The organism is Paraburkholderia sp. SIMBA_027 (genome assembly GCF_046535315.1).
GTDB classification, from domain to species: Bacteria; Pseudomonadota; Gammaproteobacteria; order Burkholderiales; family Burkholderiaceae; genus Paraburkholderia; species Paraburkholderia tropica.
The window spans coordinates 34189-53538 of record NZ_JAWRWY010000021.1 but is presented as its reverse complement, the minus strand read 5'-3'; the positions used below and the strand labels follow the sequence as shown (position 1 = coordinate 53538).

The 19350-nt window shown below is 68.6% G+C and carries 20 protein-coding genes; 15 read left to right on the top strand and 5 right to left on the bottom strand.

Annotation, left to right across the window (positions count from 1 at the left end):
• The first annotated feature begins 22 nt into the window (after positions 1-22).
• A complete protein-coding gene (locus SB764_RS32085) occupies positions 23-1807 on the top strand; it encodes an isovaleryl-CoA dehydrogenase (protein WP_410865934.1) in 1785 nt (594 codons plus the stop codon).
• Positions 1808-1862: 55 nt separating this feature from the next.
• A complete protein-coding gene (locus SB764_RS32080; protein ID WP_321867068.1) occupies positions 1863-3335 on the top strand; it encodes a coniferyl aldehyde dehydrogenase in 1473 nt (490 codons plus the stop codon).
• A gap of 25 nt (positions 3336-3360) precedes the next feature.
• Here SB764_RS32080 and SB764_RS32075 read toward each other — a convergent pair whose 3' ends face one another.
• From SB764_RS32075 to fliE, 5 genes are all read right to left on the bottom strand, one after another.
• Complete coding sequence (locus SB764_RS32075; RefSeq protein WP_080180615.1) at positions 3361-3765, bottom strand: EscU/YscU/HrcU family type III secretion system export apparatus switch protein; 405 nt, start codon at positions 3763-3765, stop codon at positions 3361-3363.
• Entirely contained in the window at positions 3762-5345 is a 1584-nt protein-coding gene (locus SB764_RS32070) for a flagellar hook-length control protein FliK (protein ID WP_410865933.1), read from the bottom strand. The genes SB764_RS32075 and SB764_RS32070 overlap by 4 nt, the downstream gene beginning before the upstream one ends.
• A gap of 136 nt (positions 5346-5481) precedes the next feature.
• On the bottom strand, positions 5482-5814 hold the full coding sequence (locus SB764_RS32065) for a flagellar protein FliT (protein WP_065065639.1): 333 nt from the start codon (positions 5812-5814) through the stop codon (positions 5482-5484).
• Entirely contained in the window at positions 5811-6263 is a 453-nt protein-coding gene (gene fliS, locus SB764_RS32060; protein ID WP_074982791.1) for a flagellar export chaperone FliS, read from the bottom strand. The genes SB764_RS32065 and fliS overlap by 4 nt, the downstream gene beginning before the upstream one ends.
• Before the next feature lie 152 nt (positions 6264-6415).
• A complete protein-coding gene (fliE, locus tag SB764_RS32055) occupies positions 6416-6751 on the bottom strand; it encodes a flagellar hook-basal body complex protein FliE (RefSeq protein WP_065065637.1) in 336 nt (111 codons plus the stop codon).
• Between the two features lie 281 nt (positions 6752-7032).
• On the opposite strand from fliE, the gene fliF reads away from it, so the two are divergent.
• The 13 genes from fliF (at position 7033) to fliR (ending at position 19257) form a co-directional block, all read left to right on the top strand.
• Positions 7033-8826 carry a flagellar basal-body MS-ring/collar protein FliF gene (gene fliF, locus SB764_RS32050; RefSeq protein WP_065065636.1) on the top strand — a complete coding sequence of 598 codons (1794 nt, stop codon included), beginning with the start codon at positions 7033-7035 and terminating at the stop codon, positions 8824-8826.
• Complete coding sequence (gene fliG / locus SB764_RS32045; RefSeq protein ID WP_065065635.1) at positions 8816-9811, top strand: flagellar motor switch protein FliG; 996 nt, start codon at positions 8816-8818, stop codon at positions 9809-9811. Before fliF ends, fliG begins: the two co-directional genes overlap by 11 nt.
• On the top strand, positions 9804-10487 hold the full coding sequence (fliH, locus tag SB764_RS32040; RefSeq protein WP_065065634.1) for a flagellar assembly protein FliH: 684 nt from the start codon (positions 9804-9806) through the stop codon (positions 10485-10487). Before fliG ends, fliH begins: the two co-directional genes overlap by 8 nt.
• Positions 10481-12196: a flagellar protein export ATPase FliI gene (gene fliI / locus SB764_RS32035; protein ID WP_110327882.1), complete on the top strand. Its 1716-nt coding sequence runs from the start codon at positions 10481-10483 to the stop codon at positions 12194-12196. Before fliH ends, fliI begins: the two co-directional genes overlap by 7 nt.
• Positions 12196-12651 carry a flagellar export protein FliJ gene (gene fliJ / locus SB764_RS32030; RefSeq protein WP_065065665.1) on the top strand — a complete coding sequence of 152 codons (456 nt, stop codon included), beginning with the start codon at positions 12196-12198 and terminating at the stop codon, positions 12649-12651. The genes fliI and fliJ overlap by 1 nt, the downstream gene beginning before the upstream one ends.
• Before the next feature lie 100 nt (positions 12652-12751).
• Positions 12752-14254: a flagellar hook-length control protein FliK gene (locus tag SB764_RS32025; RefSeq protein ID WP_110327881.1), complete on the top strand. Its 1503-nt coding sequence runs from the start codon at positions 12752-12754 to the stop codon at positions 14252-14254.
• 420 nt (positions 14255-14674) lie between these two features.
• Positions 14675-15175, top strand: coding sequence for a flagellar basal body-associated protein FliL (fliL, locus tag SB764_RS32020; RefSeq protein ID WP_065065631.1), 501 nt, complete (start codon positions 14675-14677; stop codon positions 15173-15175).
• Between the two features lie 45 nt (positions 15176-15220).
• Entirely contained in the window at positions 15221-16222 is a 1002-nt protein-coding gene (gene fliM, locus SB764_RS32015) for a flagellar motor switch protein FliM (protein WP_065065630.1), read from the top strand.
• A complete protein-coding gene (gene fliN / locus SB764_RS32010) occupies positions 16215-16685 on the top strand; it encodes a flagellar motor switch protein FliN (RefSeq protein ID WP_065065629.1) in 471 nt (156 codons plus the stop codon). The genes fliM and fliN overlap by 8 nt, the downstream gene beginning before the upstream one ends.
• Entirely contained in the window at positions 16682-17293 is a 612-nt protein-coding gene (gene fliO, locus SB764_RS32005; protein WP_080180614.1) for a flagellar biosynthetic protein FliO, read from the top strand. Before fliN ends, fliO begins: the two co-directional genes overlap by 4 nt.
• A complete protein-coding gene (gene fliP / locus SB764_RS32000) occupies positions 17294-18148 on the top strand; it encodes a flagellar type III secretion system pore protein FliP (RefSeq protein ID WP_065065628.1) in 855 nt (284 codons plus the stop codon). It begins immediately after the preceding gene.
• A 10-nt stretch (positions 18149-18158) separates the two neighbouring features.
• Entirely contained in the window at positions 18159-18428 is a 270-nt protein-coding gene (gene fliQ, locus SB764_RS31995; RefSeq protein ID WP_065065627.1) for a flagellar biosynthesis protein FliQ, read from the top strand.
• A 37-nt stretch (positions 18429-18465) separates the two neighbouring features.
• The gene (gene fliR / locus SB764_RS31990) at positions 18466-19257 is read left to right on the top strand and encodes a flagellar biosynthetic protein FliR (RefSeq protein ID WP_065065626.1); all 792 of its coding nucleotides are present in this window, start codon (positions 18466-18468) and stop codon (positions 19255-19257) included.
• The last annotated feature ends 93 nt before the right edge of the window (positions 19258-19350 follow it).

Here is a 19350-nt window from a genome sequence, read left to right as displayed (position 1 = left end):
GCCGCCGATGGAGACCGCCTCGATGAACCCAATCGCCCCGACGCACCCGGCCAGCGCACCTGACGCGACCGAGGCGACCGACGCCGCGTCGCGCCAGCATCGCTCCGGCACCACGCACGAAGTCACGAATCAGGCGCCGCCGCTCGCCGATTACAACCTTTTTTCCACCGATGCCGCGCTCGGCGAAGCGCTCGCGCGCGCCGGCGCGCAGTGGCATCGCGATGCGCTCGCGCGTCATGGCGCCAAGCTCGGCGAAGCCGAGGTGCAGGCGCTCGCCGATCTCGCCAACCGCCACGCGCCCGAACTGCACACGCACAGCGCGCGCGGCGAGCGCATCGACGCCATCGAATTTCATCCTGCGTGGCACGCGTTGCTCGCGCTGCTGCGCGCCGAAGGCCTGCACGCGCTGCCGTTCTCCGAGCCGCGTCCCAGCGCGATGGCCGCGCGCTGCGCGGGCTATTTTCTGCACGCGCAGCTCGAATCGGGCTCGCTCTGCCCGCTCACCATGACGTTCGCCAGCATTCCGGTTCTACAGCGCGAGGCGGCGCTGTTCGAGACGCTGCGCGACAAGCTCTACACGCGCGAGCACGACCCGCGCGACGTGCCGCTCGCCCACAAGCGCTCGATGATGATCGGCATGGGCATGACCGAAAAGCAGGGCGGCTCCGACGTGCGCAGCAACCGCACCGAAGCGCGTCCGGCGGGCGCGCAGAGCGGACGCGGCGCGCGCTATCTGCTGACCGGCCACAAGTGGTTCTTTTCCGCGCCGCAATGCGACGCGCACCTCGTGCTCGCGCGCACGACCGAACACGACGGCCTCTCGTGCTTCTTCGTGCCGCGCTTCCTGCCGGACGGCACGAAGAACGCCGTCAACGTGCAGCGTCTGAAAGAGAAGCTCGGCAACCGCTCGAACGCGAGCAGCGAAGTCGAATTCTTCGACGCCGAGGGCGTGATGATCGGCGACGAAGGCCGCGGCGTGCCGACCATCATCGAAATGGCGAATTTCACGCGGCTCGACTGCGTGATCGGCAGCGCGGCGCTGATGCGCGCGGCGCTCGTGCAGGCGATCCATCACGCGCGCCATCGCAGCGCGTTCGGCCGTCCGCTCGCGCAGCAGCCGCTGATGCAGAACGTGCTCGCCGACCTCGCGCTCGAATCCGAAGCCGCGACGGTGCTGTTCATGCGCCTCGCGCACGCATTCGAGCAGAGCGCGCAGGCGGCGCAGCCCGGCGAGGAAAACGCCGAGGCGCTCGAAGCGCGCGCGTGGCGGCGCATCGTCACGCCCGCCGCAAAGTTCTGGGTCTGCAAGCGCACGCTCGCGTTCACGGGCGAGGCGATGGAAGTCTGGGGCGGCAACGGCTACGTCGAGGAAGGGCCGATGGCGCGCTTCTACCGCGAGGCGCCCGTCAACTCGATCTGGGAAGGGTCGGGCAACGTGATGTGTCTCGACGTGCTGCGCGCGCTCGAACGCGAGGCCGACGCCGCCCAGGCGCTCTTTCTTGCGTGGCGTCGCGAAGCGGCCGATCATCCCGTGCTCACAGCCGCGCTCGACCGGCTCGCGGCGCTGCTCAACGGCGCGCCGGGATCGCGCGAGGCGAGCGCGCGGCGCATCGCGCAGCAGATCGTGCTGATCGCGCAGGCGATGCTGTTGCGCGCCGGACCGCCCGAGGTCGCCGACGCGTTCATCGCCACGCGGCTCGACGAACACGCCGCCGACTGCGACCGCGTGTTCGGCACGCTGCCCGCGCGCTTCGACCACGCCGCGCTGATCGAACGCGCGCTGCCCGCCGACTATCTGGCGCGATAAAAAGCGAACACAAAAACTCAAGCGCCCGCGCGCCTCACTCCATCAAGGACCGACCATGAAGCAGGATCTGCCCGAAACGCTTGCTCCGCAGCCCGCTCCCGGCGCAAGCGCCGCGAGCACAACCGGCGAGCACACGCCGGACACGCTCGCCGCGCTGCTCGCCACGCAGCGCGAAGCCTTCCTGCGCGAGCCGTTTCCGGCGTGGAGCACGCGCGCGCGTCATCTGCGCACGCTGCGCGACGTGCTGTTCGCGAATCAGGACGCGCTTGCCGACGCGATGAACGCGGATTTCGGCCAGCGCTCGAAAGCCGAGGTCGCGCTCGCGGAATTCGTGGTGCTCAAGCAGGAAATCGACGCCGCGCTCAAGCACGGCGAGCGCTGGATGCGTCCGCAGCGCCGCCGCGCGGGCAAGTGGCTCGCGCCGGGCCGCGCGAAAGTCGTGCCGCAGCCGCTCGGCGTGGCGGGCATCGTCGTGCCGTGGAACTATCCACTGCTGCTGGGCGCGAGTCCGCTCGTCTGCGCGCTCGCGGCGGGCAACCGCGCGCTGATCAAGATGTCGGAGCTGACGCCGCGCACATCCGCGCTGTTCGCCGATCTGATCGCGCAGGCCTTCGCGCCCGACCACGTGGCGGTCGTGAACGGCGACGCGGCCGTGGGCGCGGCCTTCAGCGCGCTGCCGTTCGACCATCTGCTGTTCACGGGCTCGACGCGCATCGGCCACGAAGTGATGCGCGCGGCGGCCAACCATCTCACGCCGGTCACGCTCGAACTCGGCGGCAAGTCGCCCGCGCTGATCGGCACGCAGGCGCGCTTTGACTACGCCGTCGACAGCCTGCTGCTCGGCAAGACGCTCAACGCCGGGCAGACCTGCATCGCGCCCGATTACGTGCTGCTGCCGCGCGGCAGCGAAGCGGCGTTCATCGCCCGCGCGCGCACGCGCTTCGAGACGCTCTATCCGCAATTCGCGACCAACCGCGATTACACCTCGATCATTTCGCCGCGCCATTTCGAGCGTCTCGAACGACTCGCCGACGAAGCCCAGGCCGCGGGCGCGCAACTGCATCCGCTCGGTCCGCGCGACGCCGCGACGCGTCAGTTCGCGCCCGTGATCGTGACGAACGCACCCGACGACACGCTATTGATGCAGGAGGAAATTTTCGGGCCGCTGCTGCCGATCGTGCCCTACGACACGCTCGACGAGGCGCTGCGCTACGTGAACGCGCGTCCGCGCCCGCTCGCGCTCTATCTCTACGCCGACGACGCGCGCACGGTCGATCGCGTGACGCGCGAGACCGTGGCGGGCGGCATGTCGGTGAACGAAACGCTGATGCATATCGCCGCGGAGGGGCTGCCGTTCGGCGGCGTGGGCGCGAGCGGCATGGGCGCATATCACGGCTACGAGGGATTTCAGACCTTCTCGAAGATGAAACCCGTGTTCACCCAGGCGCGCCTGAACGCGCGCGGGCTGATCGCGCCGCCTTACGGCAAGCTGTTCAACACGCTGATTCGCGTGATGTTGCGGTTCTGAAGCCAGCGGCCTGGCGTCGCGTGCCTCACTCCGGCAAGGCCGGAAAGCGGAACGGATTGATCGACAGCGATTTCGGATCGGGCGTGTTGCGGGCCGCGCCCGCCGCGCCTGCGGCTGATTGCTGGCCATTCGCGGCGGCAGCGGCGGCGGCTTGCGCGTTGCCCGCGACTTCGAGCCCGTGCAGCCAGGCGAGCAGTTCCGCCACCGCCTGATAAAGCTGCGGCGGCACCTGCGAATCCAGATCGACCTGCATTAGCAGCGACACCATTTCCGGCGCCTCGTGCACATAGAGGCCGGCTTCCTTCGCGCGCTGCACGATCATCTCGGCGACGAGGCCGTAGCCCTTCGCGACCACGCGCGGCGCGGCGTCGGGCGAGGCGGCGTCGTCGTAGGCGAGCGCCGCGGCGCTCTTGCGGTTCGTGCGGCTCATCCCAGTTCCCAGTCGGTTGACGACGCCGGATGCGCATCCGACACCGCATCGGCGGACGCGTCCGCGTAGGCGTGCGTCGCCGCAGCGGCTGCCGCCTGTTCGGCCTGTTCGGCCTGTTCGGCCTGTTCGGCCTGTTCGGCCTGCGCCGCATGGTGCGCGTAAGCGTCGGCGGCGCGCGCGGCCTGACCCGCGCCGCCTGCTCCACCTGCACCACCGGCGATGCCACCGCCGATTTCGCGGATCGACAATCCGGCCAGCGCGAGTCCGAGCGCCGCGATGCGTCCGCGCAGCACCTCGCTGTGCGCCGTCAGTTGCTGCGCGCCGCCGGGGCTGGCCTGCACGCGCACGGCGAGCGCCGATCCGGTGAGCGTGAGTTCCGCGTCGACGGTGCCGAGCGACGGCAGCGCGAGCGTCAGGCGCGTGCGCCACGGCGTGTCGTCGTCGGCGCTGCGGCGCGGGCCGCGCTGGTTGTGGACCTCGTGGGCGTCGTAGTCTTCCTGCTGGATGCTCCAGTCGAGACGCACGCCGGGCCACGCCTCGCCGGTCCAGCGGAATTCGCCGGTCGCGAGCAGATCGAGTTGCTGACGCACGATCGGCAGCAGCGCCTGATGGACGCCCGCCGCCGTGCCCGCCTGGGTGTGCAGCGCGGGCAGCAGCGTGTCGCCGAGCAAGGTGTTCGCGCGCGCGGCGTTCTGCGAGGCGGCGTTGCCCGCGTCGGCGCCCGTCGTGCCGGCGGTGTTGCGCGGCTGGGCGGACGCCGCATCGGCGGCGGCGCGCGCGGCCGTCTGCGAGGCGGACGGCACGTCGGTCCAGAACACGTCGTCGATGTCGTCGGCGGCGCTGCTCCAGTCGAGCGGCAATTGCGTGCCCGCGAGCCGGTTCTGCGGTTCGTCGGCGAGTTCGGCGGGCGAGCGCTGGCCTTGCAGCCATTGCGCGAGATGCGATTCGTAGAACAGGCCGCTCGACGCGACCGTCTGCGCGAGCGCCGCCGTCAGCGCGGCCACGGGGCCGGATTGGGCCGCGAGCGCGGCGCCCTGCGTGCCTTGTGCGTTGCCGGTGGCCTGCGCGGCGTTGCCTGGTGTGGCTTGATTCGTGGCTTGATTCGCGGCATCGGCGGCGTTGGCCGCGCCGGTCGTTCCGGTTGCCCCAGCCGCCCCGTTCACGCCATTCGCGCCGGCTTGCGCCGTCGCCGCGAGATCCGCGAGCAAGGCGCTTTCGAGCGCGGCTTCGGCCTGCGCGAGTCCCGGCAGCGGCAAATTGGCGTTGGTGGCGGTATTGGCGGCCGCGCCCGGATCGGCGCCCGGATTGGCCCAGACGGGCGCGCTGCCGACCACGGCGGGCGTGGCGTCGCCGCCCGAGCGGATGATCGCGTCGAGCGCGAGCGCGACGGCCGACAGCTCGGTTTGCGCCGACGCCTGCGGCGAATTGACGGCCTGCGCCTCGGGCAGCGCGGTGACGCCGCCCGCCAGCGCGGACACGCCCGCCTGCGCGGTGCCGGCGCTGCCTTGCGCGCCGGTCGGGCCCAGCGCGCCTACGCGGCTCGCGATCAGCGCGGCGGCGCTCGTGTCGATTCCGTTCATGCGGAGCGTGGGGCCAGTTCAGTGGCCGGGTTCGGCTCCCGGTCCGGGGCGCCGACGTCGTCAGCCGGTTTCAGGGGACGTTCCAGAATGGGCGGCGCCCGGCGCGCTGCGCCGGCAGGTCCGCCGCGGCCTGCGGCTAGCGCGCGCCGTACAGCTCCTGCAGGACCCGCGCGGGCTGCGCCGTGCCTTGAAAGAGCGCCGACAGGCGCGCCATGCACGGACTCGCGAGGTCGCGGATCGCTGCGTCGTCGGCGAGGATCTGCCGGATCAGCTCGTATTTGCGCGCGCGCTCGGTGGTGCTGAGCCGGACGCCGAGATCGGCGTCCTTGAGCGCTTCGACGAGGTGGCGGTATTCCTCCTGGAGGCCGATCAGATCGTTCCAGTGTGCGCCGCGCGCCGCGCTGAGCATCTGCCCAGACACTGCCGCGATCGCTTCATAGTGGGCGAAGTAGTCTGCTTTCGAACTCATCTCGTCAATGAGCCGGACGAAGGCCCGGATGCCCGCTGCTGCTGGGCCATCTGTTCCACCTCCGGCGCAATCCCCAACCAGGCTTCCTCGAGCGTTGCCAGCAGGCCATCGACTTCGACCAGCATGGACTCGCTCTGTTGAATATTCGCTTCGAGCAAACGTCGCGTCATGTAGCTGTAGAGTGCATTCAGGCGCTGCGCGATTTCCCCGCCCGCCTCGACGTTCAACGCCAGCTGAAGCCCGCTTTCGACGATCCGGATGGCCTTGCCGATCGCCTCGCCACGCGGCCCCACGTTGCCCATCTGCAGATGCAGGCGGGCTTGCGCAATCGCCTTGCGCGCGCCTTCGTACAGGAGCGCGATCAGCTTGTGCGGACTGGCGCCCATAATCCCCGTTTCGACACCGACGCGTGCATAGGCGTTGGCTCCAGATTGGGCAGGGGAAAACATCGGCGCTTCTCCTTCGAACGTGCGGCTGTGGAATCGGTGCTTCCGGATCCGCGCCGCCCGTGGGCGCGCGAACCGGTTCTAGCCGTGTTATCGGAAAGTATGAGGAGAAGCTTTAATGGGCTGACAGTCGGAAGGGGTTCGCGCGTCCCGGCTTACACCTGAATCTGCATGATGTCGGTGTAGGCCGCGACGAGCTTGTTGCGCACCTGCAGGCCGAACTGGAAGCCGATATTGGCCTTCTGCATGTCGACCATGACATCGTTGAGCGAAACGTTGCTGGCCCCCAATTCGAACGCCTGCGACTCGCCGACGGCCTTCTGCTGATCGTCGCTGATCTTGTCGAGCGACGCCTTGAGCGCCGCGGCGAACTCGCCGCCGCTCGCCGCACCCGAGCCGGATTCAGCCGCCGTGGCGCTGCCCGCGGCCTGGGCGGCCATGGCCTGCATCTGCGCTAGCGCCGACGTGAGTGGGTTGACTGGCACCGTCATGTTTGCTCCACGATAAAGAGAGTTGCGCGGCGGCGGCGGCCCGCGCAACCCCGGTCCGGGTGCGCGGGGGGCGACGCCCCCGGACCCGGTCCGCGTACGCAGGGTGCCGAGTCTGCGAGAAATATAGCAGTCGGACATTTTGAGCAGCCCCGAAACTAGGGGGAAAACCCGGCTCTATTCGCGCAATCGGCTTGCCACGGCTCTCGGATAATCCCTGTCGTGAAAGTCTCTGCCGCGCGCGCGCCGCAGGGACGTGCAAGTCTCCCGGAGAAACCCGTCGCATGGATTCGTCTGCCAACTCTTTGATCAACCCCGACGCCCGCATGGGCCTCGCCACCAGCGGCGCCGCCACAGGCGCCGGTGGCGCGGCATCCGGCGCCGCGGACGACCTGGGCGGCGGCTTCGCGCAGCGCCTCGGTTCGCTCTCGTCGCTGCGCAGCGTGCGCGGCAACCCGCGTGCGCCGCTGATCGTCGCCGTCGCCGTGCTCGTCGCGGTGGTCGCGGGCCTCGTGCTGTGGTCGCGCGCGCCGGACTACAAGGTGCTCTACAGCAACCTGTCCGACCGTGACGGCGGCTCCATCATCACGGCGCTGCAAGCCGCCAACGTGCCCTACAAGCTGTCCGACGGCGGCGGCGCCATTCTGGTGCCGTCCGAGCAGGTCAACGAAATGCGCCTGCGCCTTGCGCAGCAAGGCCTGCCGAAGAACGGTTCGGTCGGCTTCGAACTGATGGACAACCAGAAGTTCGGCATCAGCCAGTTCGCCGAACAGGTCAATTACCAGCGCGCCCTCGAAGGCGAACTCGAACAGACCATCCAGTCGATCCAGAGCGTCAAGTCGGCGCGCGTGCATCTGGCCATTCCGAAGCCCTCGGTGTTCGTGCGCGAGCGCGAAGCGCCTTCGGCGTCGGTGCTCGTCAATCTGTATCCGGGCCGCGTGCTCGACGAAGGCCAGGTGGCCGCGGTCACGCACATGATTTCGTCGGCCGTGCCCGATCTGCCGGTGCGCAACGTCACCGTGGTCGACCAGGACGGCAATCTGCTCACGCAAAACGCCGCCAGCGCGGGCCTCGACGCCTCGCAGCTCAAGTACGTGCGCCAGATCGAACACGACACCCAGTCGCGCATCGACGCGATCCTCGCGCCGCTGTTCGGCTCGGGCAACGCGCGCTCGCAGGTCAGCGCCGACGTGGACTTCTCGAAGCTCGAACAGACCTCGGAGAACTACGGCCCGAACGCCAATCCGCAGCAGGCCTCGATCCGCAGCCAGCAGCAGAACATCGCCACCGACATGCAGCAGTCGGGCGCGGGCGGCGTGCCGGGCGCGCTCTCGAACCAGCCGCCGCAGCCGGCCTCGGCGCCGATCAACGCGCCCGCGGGCGCGAGCGGCGCGGCCGCCTCGACGCCGATTTCGGATCACCGCGACACCACCACGAACTACGAGCTGGACAAGACGGTGCGTCACTTCCAGCAGTCGCCGGGCGACATCAAGCGCCTCTCGGTGGCCGTGATCGTGAACTATCAGCAGAAGGTGGACGCCAAGGGCCACGCCACGATGCAGCCGCTCGACGCGCAGAAGCTCGCGCAGGTCGAACAGCTCGTGAAGGACGCGATGGGCTACGACATCAAGCGCGGCGACTCGGTGAACGTGGTCAACGCCGCGTTCCAGACCGACGTCGATCCGAACGCCAACCTGCCGTGGTGGCGCCAGCCGGACATGATCGCGCTGGCCAAGCAGATCGCGACCTGGCTCGGCATCGGCGCGGTGGCCCTGTTCCTGTACTTCGTGATGGTGAAGCCGGCGCTGCGCCGCGCCTTCCCGCCGCCGGAGCCGGTTGCCGCCGCCGCGGGCCCGGCGCTCGGGGGCGACGCCGAGCCGCTCCTGCTGGACGGCCTGCCGCAAGTCGAGAAGATCGAAGGCACGGGCGGCGTGGTCGAGGGCGACAGCGATCTGCTGGCCCTCGAAAACGAGAAACAGAAGTTCGAACGCAACCTGGAATTCGCGCGCAACATCGCGCGCCAGGATCCGAAGATTGTCGCAACCGTTGTCAAGAGCTGGGTGAACGATGAGCGCTGAAGGAGCTGTCAAGAGCGCACTGCTGCTCATGTCGATCGGCGAGGAAGAGGCCTCTCAGGTCTTCAAGTTCCTCGGGCCGCGCGAAGTGCAGAAGATCGGCGCGGCGATGGCCGCGCTGAAGAACGTCAAGCGCGAAGAGATCGACGCGGTGCTGCACGAGTTCGTCAAGGAAGCCGAGCAGCACACGGCGCTGTCGCTCGACTCGAACGACTACATCCGCAGCGTGCTGACCAAGGCGCTCGGCGAGGACAAGGCCGGTGCGGTGATCGACCGCATTCTGCAAGGCGGCGACACGAGCGGTATCGAAGGCCTGAAGTGGATGGACTCGGGCTCGGTCGCGGAACTCATCAAGAACGAGCACCCGCAGATCATCGCCACGATCCTGGTTCACCTGGACCGCGATCAGGCGTCCGAAATCGCCTCGTGCTTCACGGAGCGTCTGCGTAACGACGTGCTGCTGCGTATCGCCACGCTCGACGGCATCCAGCCGCAGGCGCTGCGCGAACTCGACGACGTGCTCATGGGCCTGCTGTCGGGCAGCGACAACCTCAAGCGCAGCCCGATGGGCGGCATCCGCACGGCCGCCGAAATCCTGAACTTCATGACGAGCCAGCACGAGGAAGGCGTGATCGAAACGGTCCGCCAGTACGACGCCGAGCTTGCCCAGAAGATCATCGACCAGATGTTCGTGTTCGAGAACCTGCTGGATCTCGAAGACCGCGCGATTCAGCTGCTGCTCAAGGAAGTCGAGTCCGAATCGCTCATCATCTCGCTCAAGGGCGCCCCGCCCGCGCTGCGCCAGAAGTTCCTCGCGAACATGTCGCAGCGCGCCGCGGAACTGCTCGCCGAAGACCTGGACGCGCGCGGCCCCGTGCGCGTTTCGGAAGTCGAAGCGCAGCAGCGGCGTATCCTGCAGATCGTGCGCAACCTCGCCGAAAGCGGCCAGATCGTGATCGGCGGCAAGGCAGAAGACGCTTATGTCTGACGAAGCCTCACAACCGTTGCACCGTCAACTCTCGGCGTATCAGCGCTGGGAGATGGCGTGCTTCGATCCGCCTCCGCCTCCCCCGCCGCCGCCCACGCCGGACGAAACGGCGGCGTTCGAGGCGGAGCTGCAGCGTATCCGCGACAACGCCCACCAGGCCGGTCTGACGTCCGGCCACGTGGCGGGCCAGGCGCTCGGCTACCAGGCCGGCTACGACCAGGGCCAGAAGCAGGGTTTCGAACAGGGACTCGGCGAGGCGCGCGCCGTGGCGGCGCAGTTGTCGGCGATCGCGCAACGTTTTTCCGACGCGCTGACGACCGCCGAAGCGGGCGTGGCCGAAACGCTCGTCGAGCTGGCGCTCGACATCGCCCAGCAGGTGGTCCGCCAGCATGTACAGCACGACCCGACGGCGCTGCTCGCCGCGGCGCGTGAAGTGCTCGCGCACGAGCCGCAGTTGTCCGGCTCGCCGCAACTGGTGGTGAGCCCGGCCGATCTGCCGGTGGTCGAGGCCTATCTCCTCGAAGATTTGCAGGCGCGCGGCTGGACCGTGCGCACCGACGCCTCGCTGGAACGCGGCGGCTGCCGTGCGCAGGCCGCCACCGGCGAGACGGACGCGGGCATCGGCACGCGCTGGGAGCGCGTCGCCGCAGCGCTCGGGAAGGCGCGGCCATGGTGAATTCGGCGCTGCATCAGACCGTGCATCAGGCGATCCACACGGGCGGCCTCACGCCGCTCGAACAGGAACTGGCGCTCGCCTCGTTCGGCCCCGGCGTGCACGACGCGGCCCAGACCGACGGCATGCTGGTCGACGGCGACTCCGAATTCGTGCTGCCCGACCTGCCGCACTTTCCCGCACCGAATTTTTCCGCCGACATGGGTGCGGCGGCCGAGCGTCTCGCCGGCCTGCCCGCCGCGCCGGACAGCCCGGCACCAGGCCTCGCGCCCGAACCCGTGCTTGCGCCCGCGCCGGCTCCGTACACGCCGCCCGCGAATTTCGACCCGAACAATCCGCATCACGCGAGCTGGAAGGCGCGCCTGAACAGCGTGCGCGAGCGCAACGCCCTCGCGCTGCCGCTGCGCGGCTGCGGCCGCCTCACGCGCGCCGCCGGTCTCGTGCTCGAAGCCGTGGGCCTGCGCCTCGCCGTGGGCGCGGAAGTCGTGATCGAACTCCCGCCGGGCAGCTCGCTGCCGATGGCCGAAGCCGAAGTGGTGGGCTTTTCCGGCGACAAGCTGTTCCTGATGCCGACCACCGAAGTCGCGGGCCTGCTGCCGGGCGCGCGCGTGTGGCCGCTCGAAAGCGCGCCGATCGCCGATCCGATGGCGGGCGCCAAGCGCCTGCCGGTCGGCTGGGGCATGCTGGGCCGCGTGGTCGACGCCTCGGGCAAGCCGCTCGACGGCTTCGGCCCGATCAACACGGAAGCCGACGCGCCGCTCACCGCGCCCGTCATCAACCCGCTGAACCGCGAGCCGATCCACAAGGTGCTCGACGTCGGCGTGCGCGCGATCAACGCACTGCTCACGGTCGGGCGCGGCCAGCGCATGGGCCTGTTCGCGGGCTCGGGCGTCGGTAAATCGGTGCTGCTCGGCACGATGGCCCGCGCCACCAGCGCCGAAGTCATCGTGATCGGCCTGATCGGCGAGCGGGGCCGCGAAGTGAAGGAATTCATCGAGCAGATCCTCGGCGAGGAAGGGCTCGCGCGCTCGGTCGTGGTGGCCGCGCCGGCCGACGTCTCGCCGCTGCTGCGCATGCAGGCCGCCGCGTACACGACCTCGCTGGCCGAATATTTCCGCGATCAGGGCAAGCACGTGCTGCTGCTGATGGATTCGCTCACGCGTTACGCGATGGCGCAGCGCGAGATCGCGCTGGCGATCGGCGAGCCGCCCGCGACCAAGGGCTATCCGCCCTCGGTGTTCGCGAAGCTGCCCGCGCTCGTCGAGCGCACCGGCAACGGCCCCGAAGGCGGCGGCTCGATCACGGCGTTCTACACCGTGCTCACCGAAGGCGACGACCAGCAGGACCCGATCGCCGACTCGGCGCGCGCGATTCTGGACGGCCACATCGTGCTGTCGCGCGCGCTCGCCGAAGCCGGTCACTATCCGGCCATCGACATCGAAGCGTCGATCAGCCGCGCGATGACGGCGCTGATCGACGACCAGCATCTGAACCAGACGCGCGCGTTCAAGCAGATGCTCTCGCGCTACCAGCGCAACCGCGATCTCATCAACGTCGGCGCGTACGTGAGCGGGCGCGACGCCGTGCTCGACCGCGCCATTGCACTTTATCCGCGCATCGAGGCCTTTCTTCAGCAGGGCTTTCGCGAAAGCGCGAACTACGATCAGAGCGTCGATATGCTCGGCGCGCTCATTGGACAGGGGAATAGATGATGACCCGGCAGACCGCATTGCAGACCCTGATCGGCCTCGCGCAGGACGACGTCGACGCCGCCACGCAGAAGCTCGGCCGCGTGCAGCGCGAACGCGCGGAGATCGAGAAGCAGCTGAAGTCGCTGATCGACTACCGCGACGAGTACCATACGCGCTTCACCGAGTCGGCCCGCAAGGGCATGGCCGCGGGCAACGTGCGCAACTTCCAGGCGTTCATCGACACGCTCGACGCCGCCATCGAGCAGCAGCGCCGCTTGCTCGAGCAGGCGACGCAGCGCGTCGAGGCCACGAAGCCCGAGTGGCTGCGCACCAAGCAGAAGCTCGGCTCGTACGAGGTGCTGCAGTCGCGCCAGGACGCCGTGCAGGCGCGCGTGGAAGCCAAACGCGAGCAGCGCGATTCCGATGAATTCGCCGCCCGCGCGCTGCGCATGCGCGCGTCGCAGCATCATTCATGAAGCGGGCCATCGAAGCCGTTAGCCGTATCCAGCCGTACCTATAACTCGCACAAAGATCCACCACGCGATCCACACCGTTACGTTATCCGGGGCAGACACCATGTCGCTTCTTTCCGCAGTCAGTTCGCTCTTCGGAGCCGTCGACCCCGCCTCCAGCGGCGCCGCCTCCGCGGGCAGCCAGGCTGATCAGGCGAGCCAGGGCTTCGCTCAGACGCTCCAGCAGAGCATCGCCGCGCAGACCGCGCTGAGCCAGCCGACGCCGCAGCAATACGCGCAGTCCAGCGCCTCGCAGGCGTACAACAACGCCAACGCGTCGAACAACGCGAACGCGTCGCAGAACGCGTCGTCCTCGCAGTCGTCGCAAGCGTCGCAATCGAGCCAGTCGTCGTCGCAATCGACTTCGGGCAGCAGCTCGTCGAGCGGCACGCACAGCACCTCGAAGACCGACCATCGCGGCGACGACGCCCGCACCAACCAGCAGCAGGCCGATGCCGCGGGCGCCCAGGCCGCCGCGCAGGCCCAGCAGGCGCAACAAGCCCAGCAGGCCGCGCAGCAGTCGGGCCAGCAGGCTCAGGACGACGGCAGCGGCGACGGCACGACGCAAGCCACCGACGCCACGCTCGCGGGTCTCGCCGCCGCCGCGGCGGGCACGGCCGCGACGGCCGCGGACGGCACCACCGCCACCGCGACCACCGATTCGAAGTCGGTCGGCGACGCGCTCACCGCCGCGCTGCAAAAGCTGCGCAGCGGCGCGGCCACGCTGTCGGCGCACGGCGGCGCGACCACGCAGGACGCGGCCACGACGGGCCAGGCGATCGCCAACGGCTTCGCCGCGCATCTGGGCGCGCAGGCGAAGGCCAAAGGCCTGAGCACCGCACTCGACGACAAGACCACCGGCGCGACCGGCGACGCCAAGGCAGCCACGGCCGTCACCGCGGACGCCGCCTCGCAGACCGCGGCCACCGCACTCACGGCGGCCGTGGCGCAGCAGGCCACGCCGGTCCAGCAAGCCGCCGCGAACGCGGCCACCGACGCGCTCGCGGCCACCCAGGCGGCCGCAGCCGCCGCGGCTCAGGCGCAGGCCACCCAGGCGGCGGCGGCGACCACCAATCCGGCGGCGTCGGCGGCGGCATCGGCCGCGCTCGCGCCGCAGGTGGGCACGAGCGACTGGGAAGACGCGCTCAGCCAGAAGGTCGTGTTCCTCTCGAACGCGCACCAGAGCTCGGCGGAACTCACGCTCAATCCGAAGGATCTCGGCCCGCTGCAAGTCGTGCTGCAGGTCTCCGAGAACCACGCCCACGCGCTCTTCGTCTCGCAGCATCAGCAGGTGCGCGAGGCCGTCGAAGCGGCCCTGCCGAAACTGCGCGAGCAGATGCAGGAAAACGGCATCGGTCTGGGCAGCGCGAGCGTCAGCGACGGCTTCTCGCGTCAGATGAACCAGCAGGCGCAACAGGACAGCGGCAGCGGCTCGGGCAGCGGTTCGCGTTCGTCGCGTTCGGGCGGCAGCAGCCTCGCCTCCGGCAGCGGCGTCGACGACGCCATCGGCAGCACCACCACGGCGCCGACCACGCGCACCGTCGGCCTGATCGACACCTTCGCCTGATGGCAATCGCCGCCAGGAACGTCTGACGACGCCTGGCAATGGCGGGCGGCGCGCGCATCGCACCGCCCGACCGGTCGCTCTTGCACCACGCGCCGTCGATCGACTCAGATCGCCCCTGATCGGACCCCATCGCGCGCCCTTCTTCGGGCATCGCTCTCCAACGTGACGGCAGCGCGCCGCAACGCCCGGGATGCCGCGCGCATCGGCGCTTTCCGGCGTGCGCGCCGCACCTGCAACAAAACCACGAGATAGCCGGAAATCCCCCGTCTATTCCTCCCTTCGCTGTAAGGCAAAAGCCGGAACAATGCAGGCTGCCGGGATTGATGTCGCACGCGGCGCGCAACTTGCGCGACCGGCGGGCGTTTTCCCGACGGCCCCACACTCGGCCCCAACACCGCACCACCCAGGCTTACGACCGACATGGCGACCACGACCGCAAAAGATCAAGCTGCGCCCCAGGGCGCGAAACCCGGACCGCTCAAGCGGATCCTTCTCATCGTGATCATCGCGATCCTTGCCGCGGGCGCCGCCGGCGCGGGCGTGTGGTTCTTCATGTCGCGTCATCCGGCCGCCGCCACGGCGAGCGCACCGCCGCCGCCGCCCGTGCCGGTCTACTACGCGCTCGAACCGATGACGGTGAACCTGCAGTCCGACGACGGCGACACGCACTATCTGCGCATCGGCCTCACGCTCAAGCTCGACAGCCAGGCGACCCAGGACGCGCTCGTCGCGCACATGCCGGAGATCCGCAGCCGCGTGCTGCTGGCGCTCTCGAACAAGCATCCGTCCGATCTCGCGCCGCTCGACGGCAAGCGCGCGCTCGCCACCGAGCTGGCCGCGCTGATCTCGCAGCCCTCCGACCCGCGCGGCCAGCCCGCCAAGGTCGAAGACGTGCTGTTCACCGAATTCGTCGTGCAGTAACGCCATGCACAGCGCGAAGATATCCGGGAGCCTCGCATCATGAGCATGGGTGGTCACGACGAGTTCATGTCGCAGGAGGAGGTCGATGCCCTCCTCAAGGGCGTCACCGGCGAAGTCGACAGCGACTCCAGCTCGTCCGAAAAGCAGGGCGTGCGGCCCTACAACATCGCGACGCAGGAACGCATCGTGCGCGGCCGGATGCCCGGCCTCGAAATCATCAACGAGCGTTTTGCGCGTCTGTTGCGCGTGGGCATTTTCAACTTCATGCGCCGCACGGCCGAAATTTCGGTCGGTCCCGTGCGCGTGCAGAAGTACAGCGAATTCACGCGCAACCTGCCGATTCCGACGAATCTGAACCTCGTCCACGTGAAGCCGCTGCGCGGCACCTCGCTGTTCGTGTTCGATCCGAACCTCGTGTTCTTCGTGGTCGACAACCTGTTCGGCGGCGACGGCCGCTTCCACACGCGTGTGGAAGGGCGCGACTTCACGCAGACCGAGCAGCGCATCATCGCGCGCCTGCTGAACCTCGTCTTCGAGCACTACACGACGGCATGGAAGAGCGTGCGCCCGCTGACGTTCGAATACGTGCGCTCGGAAATGCACACGCAGTTCGCCAACGTCGCGACGCCCAACGAGATCGTGATCGTCACGCAGTTCTCGATCGAATTCGGCCCGACGGGCGGCACGCTGCACATCTGCATGCCGTACTCGATGATCGAGCCGATCCGCGACGTGCTCGCCTCGCCGCTGCAGGGCGAAGTGCTCGACGTGGACCGCCGCTGGGTGCGCGTGCTGTCCCAGCAGGTGCAGGCCGCCGAAGTGGAGCTCACCGCAGATCTCGCGCAGGTGCCCATCACGTTCGAGCAGATCCTGAACATGAAGAAGGGCGACGTCCTGCCGGTCAACATTCCCGAGCACATCGTCGCGAAGGTCGACGGCGTGCCGGTGATGGAATGCGGCTACGGAATTTTCAATGGTCAATACGCGTTGCGGGTCCAGAAGATGATCAGCGCAGCCGACACGATGAAGGAAGGTGGATATGAGTGACGTGAACAGCCCGCAAGGCGAAGAGCCCGTGCTCGAAGCGGGTCAGGAAGCCGCGGCCGAGGTGCCGGGTTCGGGCGCCGATGAGGCGTCGCTGGACGACTGGGCAGCGGCGATGGCCGAGCAGAACAGCAACGACGCGCCCGCTGCGGCACCCGCTGCCGTGTTCCAGCCGCTCTCGAAGGTCGACCAGAACTCGACGCGCAACGACATCGACATGATTCTGGACATTCCCGTCCAGATGACCGTCGAACTCGGCCGCACCAAGATCGCCATCCGCAACCTGCTGCAACTCGCGCAAGGTTCGGTGGTGGAGCTCGACGGCCTCGCCGGCGAGCCGATGGACGTGCTCGTGAACGGCTGCCTGATCGCCCAGGGCGAAGTGGTGGTCGTGAACGACAAGTTCGGTATCCGTCTGACCGACATCATCACGCCGTCCGAACGGATCCGGAAGCTGAATCGATGACTCGCGCAGCCGGGCCCGTCACGCGTTTCGCTCACGTCGCGCTCGTCACTCACGCGCGCCAGACGCTCCAGTTCGCGCTCGCGCTGGCCCTGTCGGGCGCAGCGGGCGCGGCAGTCGCGGCGAACGCCGCCGACCTGCAGGCCGTGAACAAGGCGGCGCAGTCCGCTTCGAACGCGTCGGCGGTCGTGGCGGGCAGCGCGGTGCCGGCGCTCGGTTTCGGCGCGGTGCTGCAAACGGTGTTCGGGCTCGCGCTGGTGATCGCGGTGGTGTTCGGCTGCGCGTGGCTCGCGCGGCGTCTCGGTCTGCAGCACGGCCCGAAAAATGCGCTCGTCAAGACCGTGGGCGGCGCTTCGCTCGGCGGCAAGGAGCGCGTGGCGGTCGTCGAGATCGGCGATACCTGGCTCGTGCTCGGCGCGGCGCCCGGCAGCGTGCGCCTGCTGCACACGATGCCCGCGGGCGAACTGCCCGCCGCCGGCGTGGCCAATGCGGCCGGTGTGACGGCGAGCGGCGACCCCGCCCTGCAAGGCAGCTTCGGACAGCGCTTTCGTGACGCGCTGAAACACGAAGCCGGCAAACGTTTCAAGCGTCACGACGGCGGAGCGCAGTAAATGCACGGCAGTTCCCTTCACGACGCGCACGCGGGCGACGCAAGCCGCGCAAGCGCGTCTTCCCTCCCGACTTCGGTGAAATTCTCGCGCGCGGCGCTGCCCGTCGCGCTCGCCTTCGGCGCGGGCGCCCTGGCGCTGCTGCTGCCGCATCTGGCGCACGCGCAGGCCGCCACCGGCCCGCAAGGCCTGCCGGCCTTCACCACGAGCCCCGGCCCCGCCGGCGGAACGACCTATTCGCTGAGCGTGCAGACGATGCTGCTGCTCACGATGCTGACGTTCCTGCCCGCGATGGTGCTGATGATGACGAGCTTCACGCGCATCATCATCGTGCTCTCGCTGCTGCGTCAGGCGCTCGGCACGACCACCACGCCGCCCAACCAGGTGCTGGTGGGACTCGCGCTGTTTCTCACGCTGTTCGTGATGTCGCCCGTGATCGACAAGGCGTACAACGACGGCTACAAGCCCTTCTCCGCCGGCACGCTGCCGATGGAGGAAGCGGTCTCGCGCGGCGTCGCGCCGTTCAAGACCTTCATGCTGCGCCAGACCCGCGAGACCGATCTCGCGCTGTTCGCGCGCATCTCGCACGCGCCGCCCATGCAGGGCCCCGAAGACGTGCCGCTCACGCTGCTGGTGCCCGCATTCGTCACAAGCGAGCTGAAAACCGGCTTCCAGATCGGCTTCACGGTCTTCATTCCGTTCCTCATCATCGACATGGTGGTGGCGAGCGTGCTGATGTCGATGGGTATGATGATGGTCTCGCCCGCGACGATCTCGCTGCCCTTCAAGCTCATGCTGTTCGTGCTCGTGGACGGCTGGCAACTGTTGATCGGCTCGCTCGCGCAGAGCTTCACCTGAGGACCCCACGATGACGCCCGAAATGGTCATGACGCTCTCGCATCAGGCGATGTACGTCGCCCTGCTGCTGGCCGCGCCGCTCTTGCTCGTCTCGCTCGCCGTGGGTCTCATCGTGAGCCTGTTCCAGGCCGCCACGCAGATCAACGAAAGCACGCTCTCGTTCATTCCGAAGCTCATCGCGATCGCGGTCACGCTGGTGATCGCCGGTCCGTGGATGCTGACCACCATGCTCGACTACATGCATCAGATGTTCACGAGCATTCCGTCGCTCGCGGGCTGAGGCGCGCCCAGCCGGGCGCCGCCGCGCATTCCTCACGATGTTCACCGTCACCTACGCGCAGCTCAATGGCTGGCTCACCGCGTTTCTCTGGCCGTTCACGCGCATTCTCGCGCTGATCGCGGTCGCGCCGATCGTCGGCCACCGCTCGGTGCCGATGCGCGTGAAGATCGGCCTCGGCGCGTTCATCACGCTGATCGTCGCGCCCACGCTCGGCGCGATGCCGCAGACCACGGTGTTTTCGGCCGAAGGCGTGTGGATTCTCGTCAATCAGTTCATGATCGGCATCGCGCTCGGCTTCGTCATGCAGATGGTGTTCGCCGTCGTGACGGCTGCCGGCGACCTGATGGGTCTCGGCATGGGCCTCGGCTTCGCCTCGTTCTTCGATCCGCAGGCCAACAGCAGCACGCCCGCGCTGTCGTCGTGGCTCAACATGATGGCGATGCTCGCGTTTCTCGCCTTCGACGGCCATCTGCAGATGATCGCCGCGCTCATGCAGACCTTCACCAGCGTGCCGATCTCGGCCAACGTGCTTTCCGCAAACGGCTACCGGCTGCTCGCGAACTGGGGCGCGACGGTGTTCAACGCGGGCCTGCTGCTCTCGCTGCCCGTGGTGGTGGCGCTGCTCATCACCAATCTGTCGCTCGGCATTCTCAACCGCGCCGCGCCGCAGATCGGTATCTTCCAGATCGGCTTCGCGATCACCATGCTCGTCGGCATGCTGCTGATCATGGCGATGACGCCGAACATGATTCCTTATTTCGCGCGCCTGATCGACGGCGGGCTGGAGCAGATGGGCCGCGTGGCGGCCGCGCTCAAGCCGGTGCCGTAGTTTTCGTCGCGGCGCTTTTCCGCTGATATCGGGCATGAAAAAACGGCGGTGCGCTTCTCGCGCACCGCCGTTTTTTTGCATCGAACAACCCGA

Coding starts and splice junctions, on each gene's coding strand:
- SB764_RS32085 (WP_410865934.1), top strand. CDS start 23: ATGAACCCAATCGCCCCGACGCACCCGGCCAGCGCACCTGACGCGACC.
- SB764_RS32080 (WP_321867068.1), top strand. CDS start 1,863: ATGAAGCAGGATCTGCCCGAAACGCTTGCTCCGCAGCCCGCTCCCGGC.
- SB764_RS32075 (WP_080180615.1), bottom strand. CDS start 3,765: ATGAGCCGCACGAACCGCAAGAGCGCCGCGGCGCTCGCCTACGACGAC.
- SB764_RS32070 (WP_410865933.1), bottom strand. CDS start 5,345: ATGAACGGAATCGACACGAGCGCCGCCGCGCTGATCGCGAGCCGCGTA.
- SB764_RS32065 (WP_065065639.1), bottom strand. CDS start 5,814: ATGAGTTCGAAAGCAGACTACTTCGCCCACTATGAAGCGATCGCGGCA.
- fliS (WP_074982791.1), bottom strand. CDS start 6,263: ATGTTTTCCCCTGCCCAATCTGGAGCCAACGCCTATGCACGCGTCGGT.
- fliE (WP_065065637.1), bottom strand. CDS start 6,751: ATGACGGTGCCAGTCAACCCACTCACGTCGGCGCTAGCGCAGATGCAG.
- fliF (WP_065065636.1), top strand. CDS start 7,033: ATGGATTCGTCTGCCAACTCTTTGATCAACCCCGACGCCCGCATGGGC.
- fliG (WP_065065635.1), top strand. CDS start 8,816: ATGAGCGCTGAAGGAGCTGTCAAGAGCGCACTGCTGCTCATGTCGATC.
- fliH (WP_065065634.1), top strand. CDS start 9,804: ATGTCTGACGAAGCCTCACAACCGTTGCACCGTCAACTCTCGGCGTAT.
- fliI (WP_110327882.1), top strand. CDS start 10,481: ATGGTGAATTCGGCGCTGCATCAGACCGTGCATCAGGCGATCCACACG.
- fliJ (WP_065065665.1), top strand. CDS start 12,196: ATGACCCGGCAGACCGCATTGCAGACCCTGATCGGCCTCGCGCAGGAC.
- SB764_RS32025 (WP_110327881.1), top strand. CDS start 12,752: ATGTCGCTTCTTTCCGCAGTCAGTTCGCTCTTCGGAGCCGTCGACCCC.
- fliL (WP_065065631.1), top strand. CDS start 14,675: ATGGCGACCACGACCGCAAAAGATCAAGCTGCGCCCCAGGGCGCGAAA.
- fliM (WP_065065630.1), top strand. CDS start 15,221: ATGGGTGGTCACGACGAGTTCATGTCGCAGGAGGAGGTCGATGCCCTC.
- fliN (WP_065065629.1), top strand. CDS start 16,215: ATGAGTGACGTGAACAGCCCGCAAGGCGAAGAGCCCGTGCTCGAAGCG.
- fliO (WP_080180614.1), top strand. CDS start 16,682: ATGACTCGCGCAGCCGGGCCCGTCACGCGTTTCGCTCACGTCGCGCTC.
- fliP (WP_065065628.1), top strand. CDS start 17,294: ATGCACGGCAGTTCCCTTCACGACGCGCACGCGGGCGACGCAAGCCGC.
- fliQ (WP_065065627.1), top strand. CDS start 18,159: ATGACGCCCGAAATGGTCATGACGCTCTCGCATCAGGCGATGTACGTC.
- fliR (WP_065065626.1), top strand. CDS start 18,466: ATGTTCACCGTCACCTACGCGCAGCTCAATGGCTGGCTCACCGCGTTT.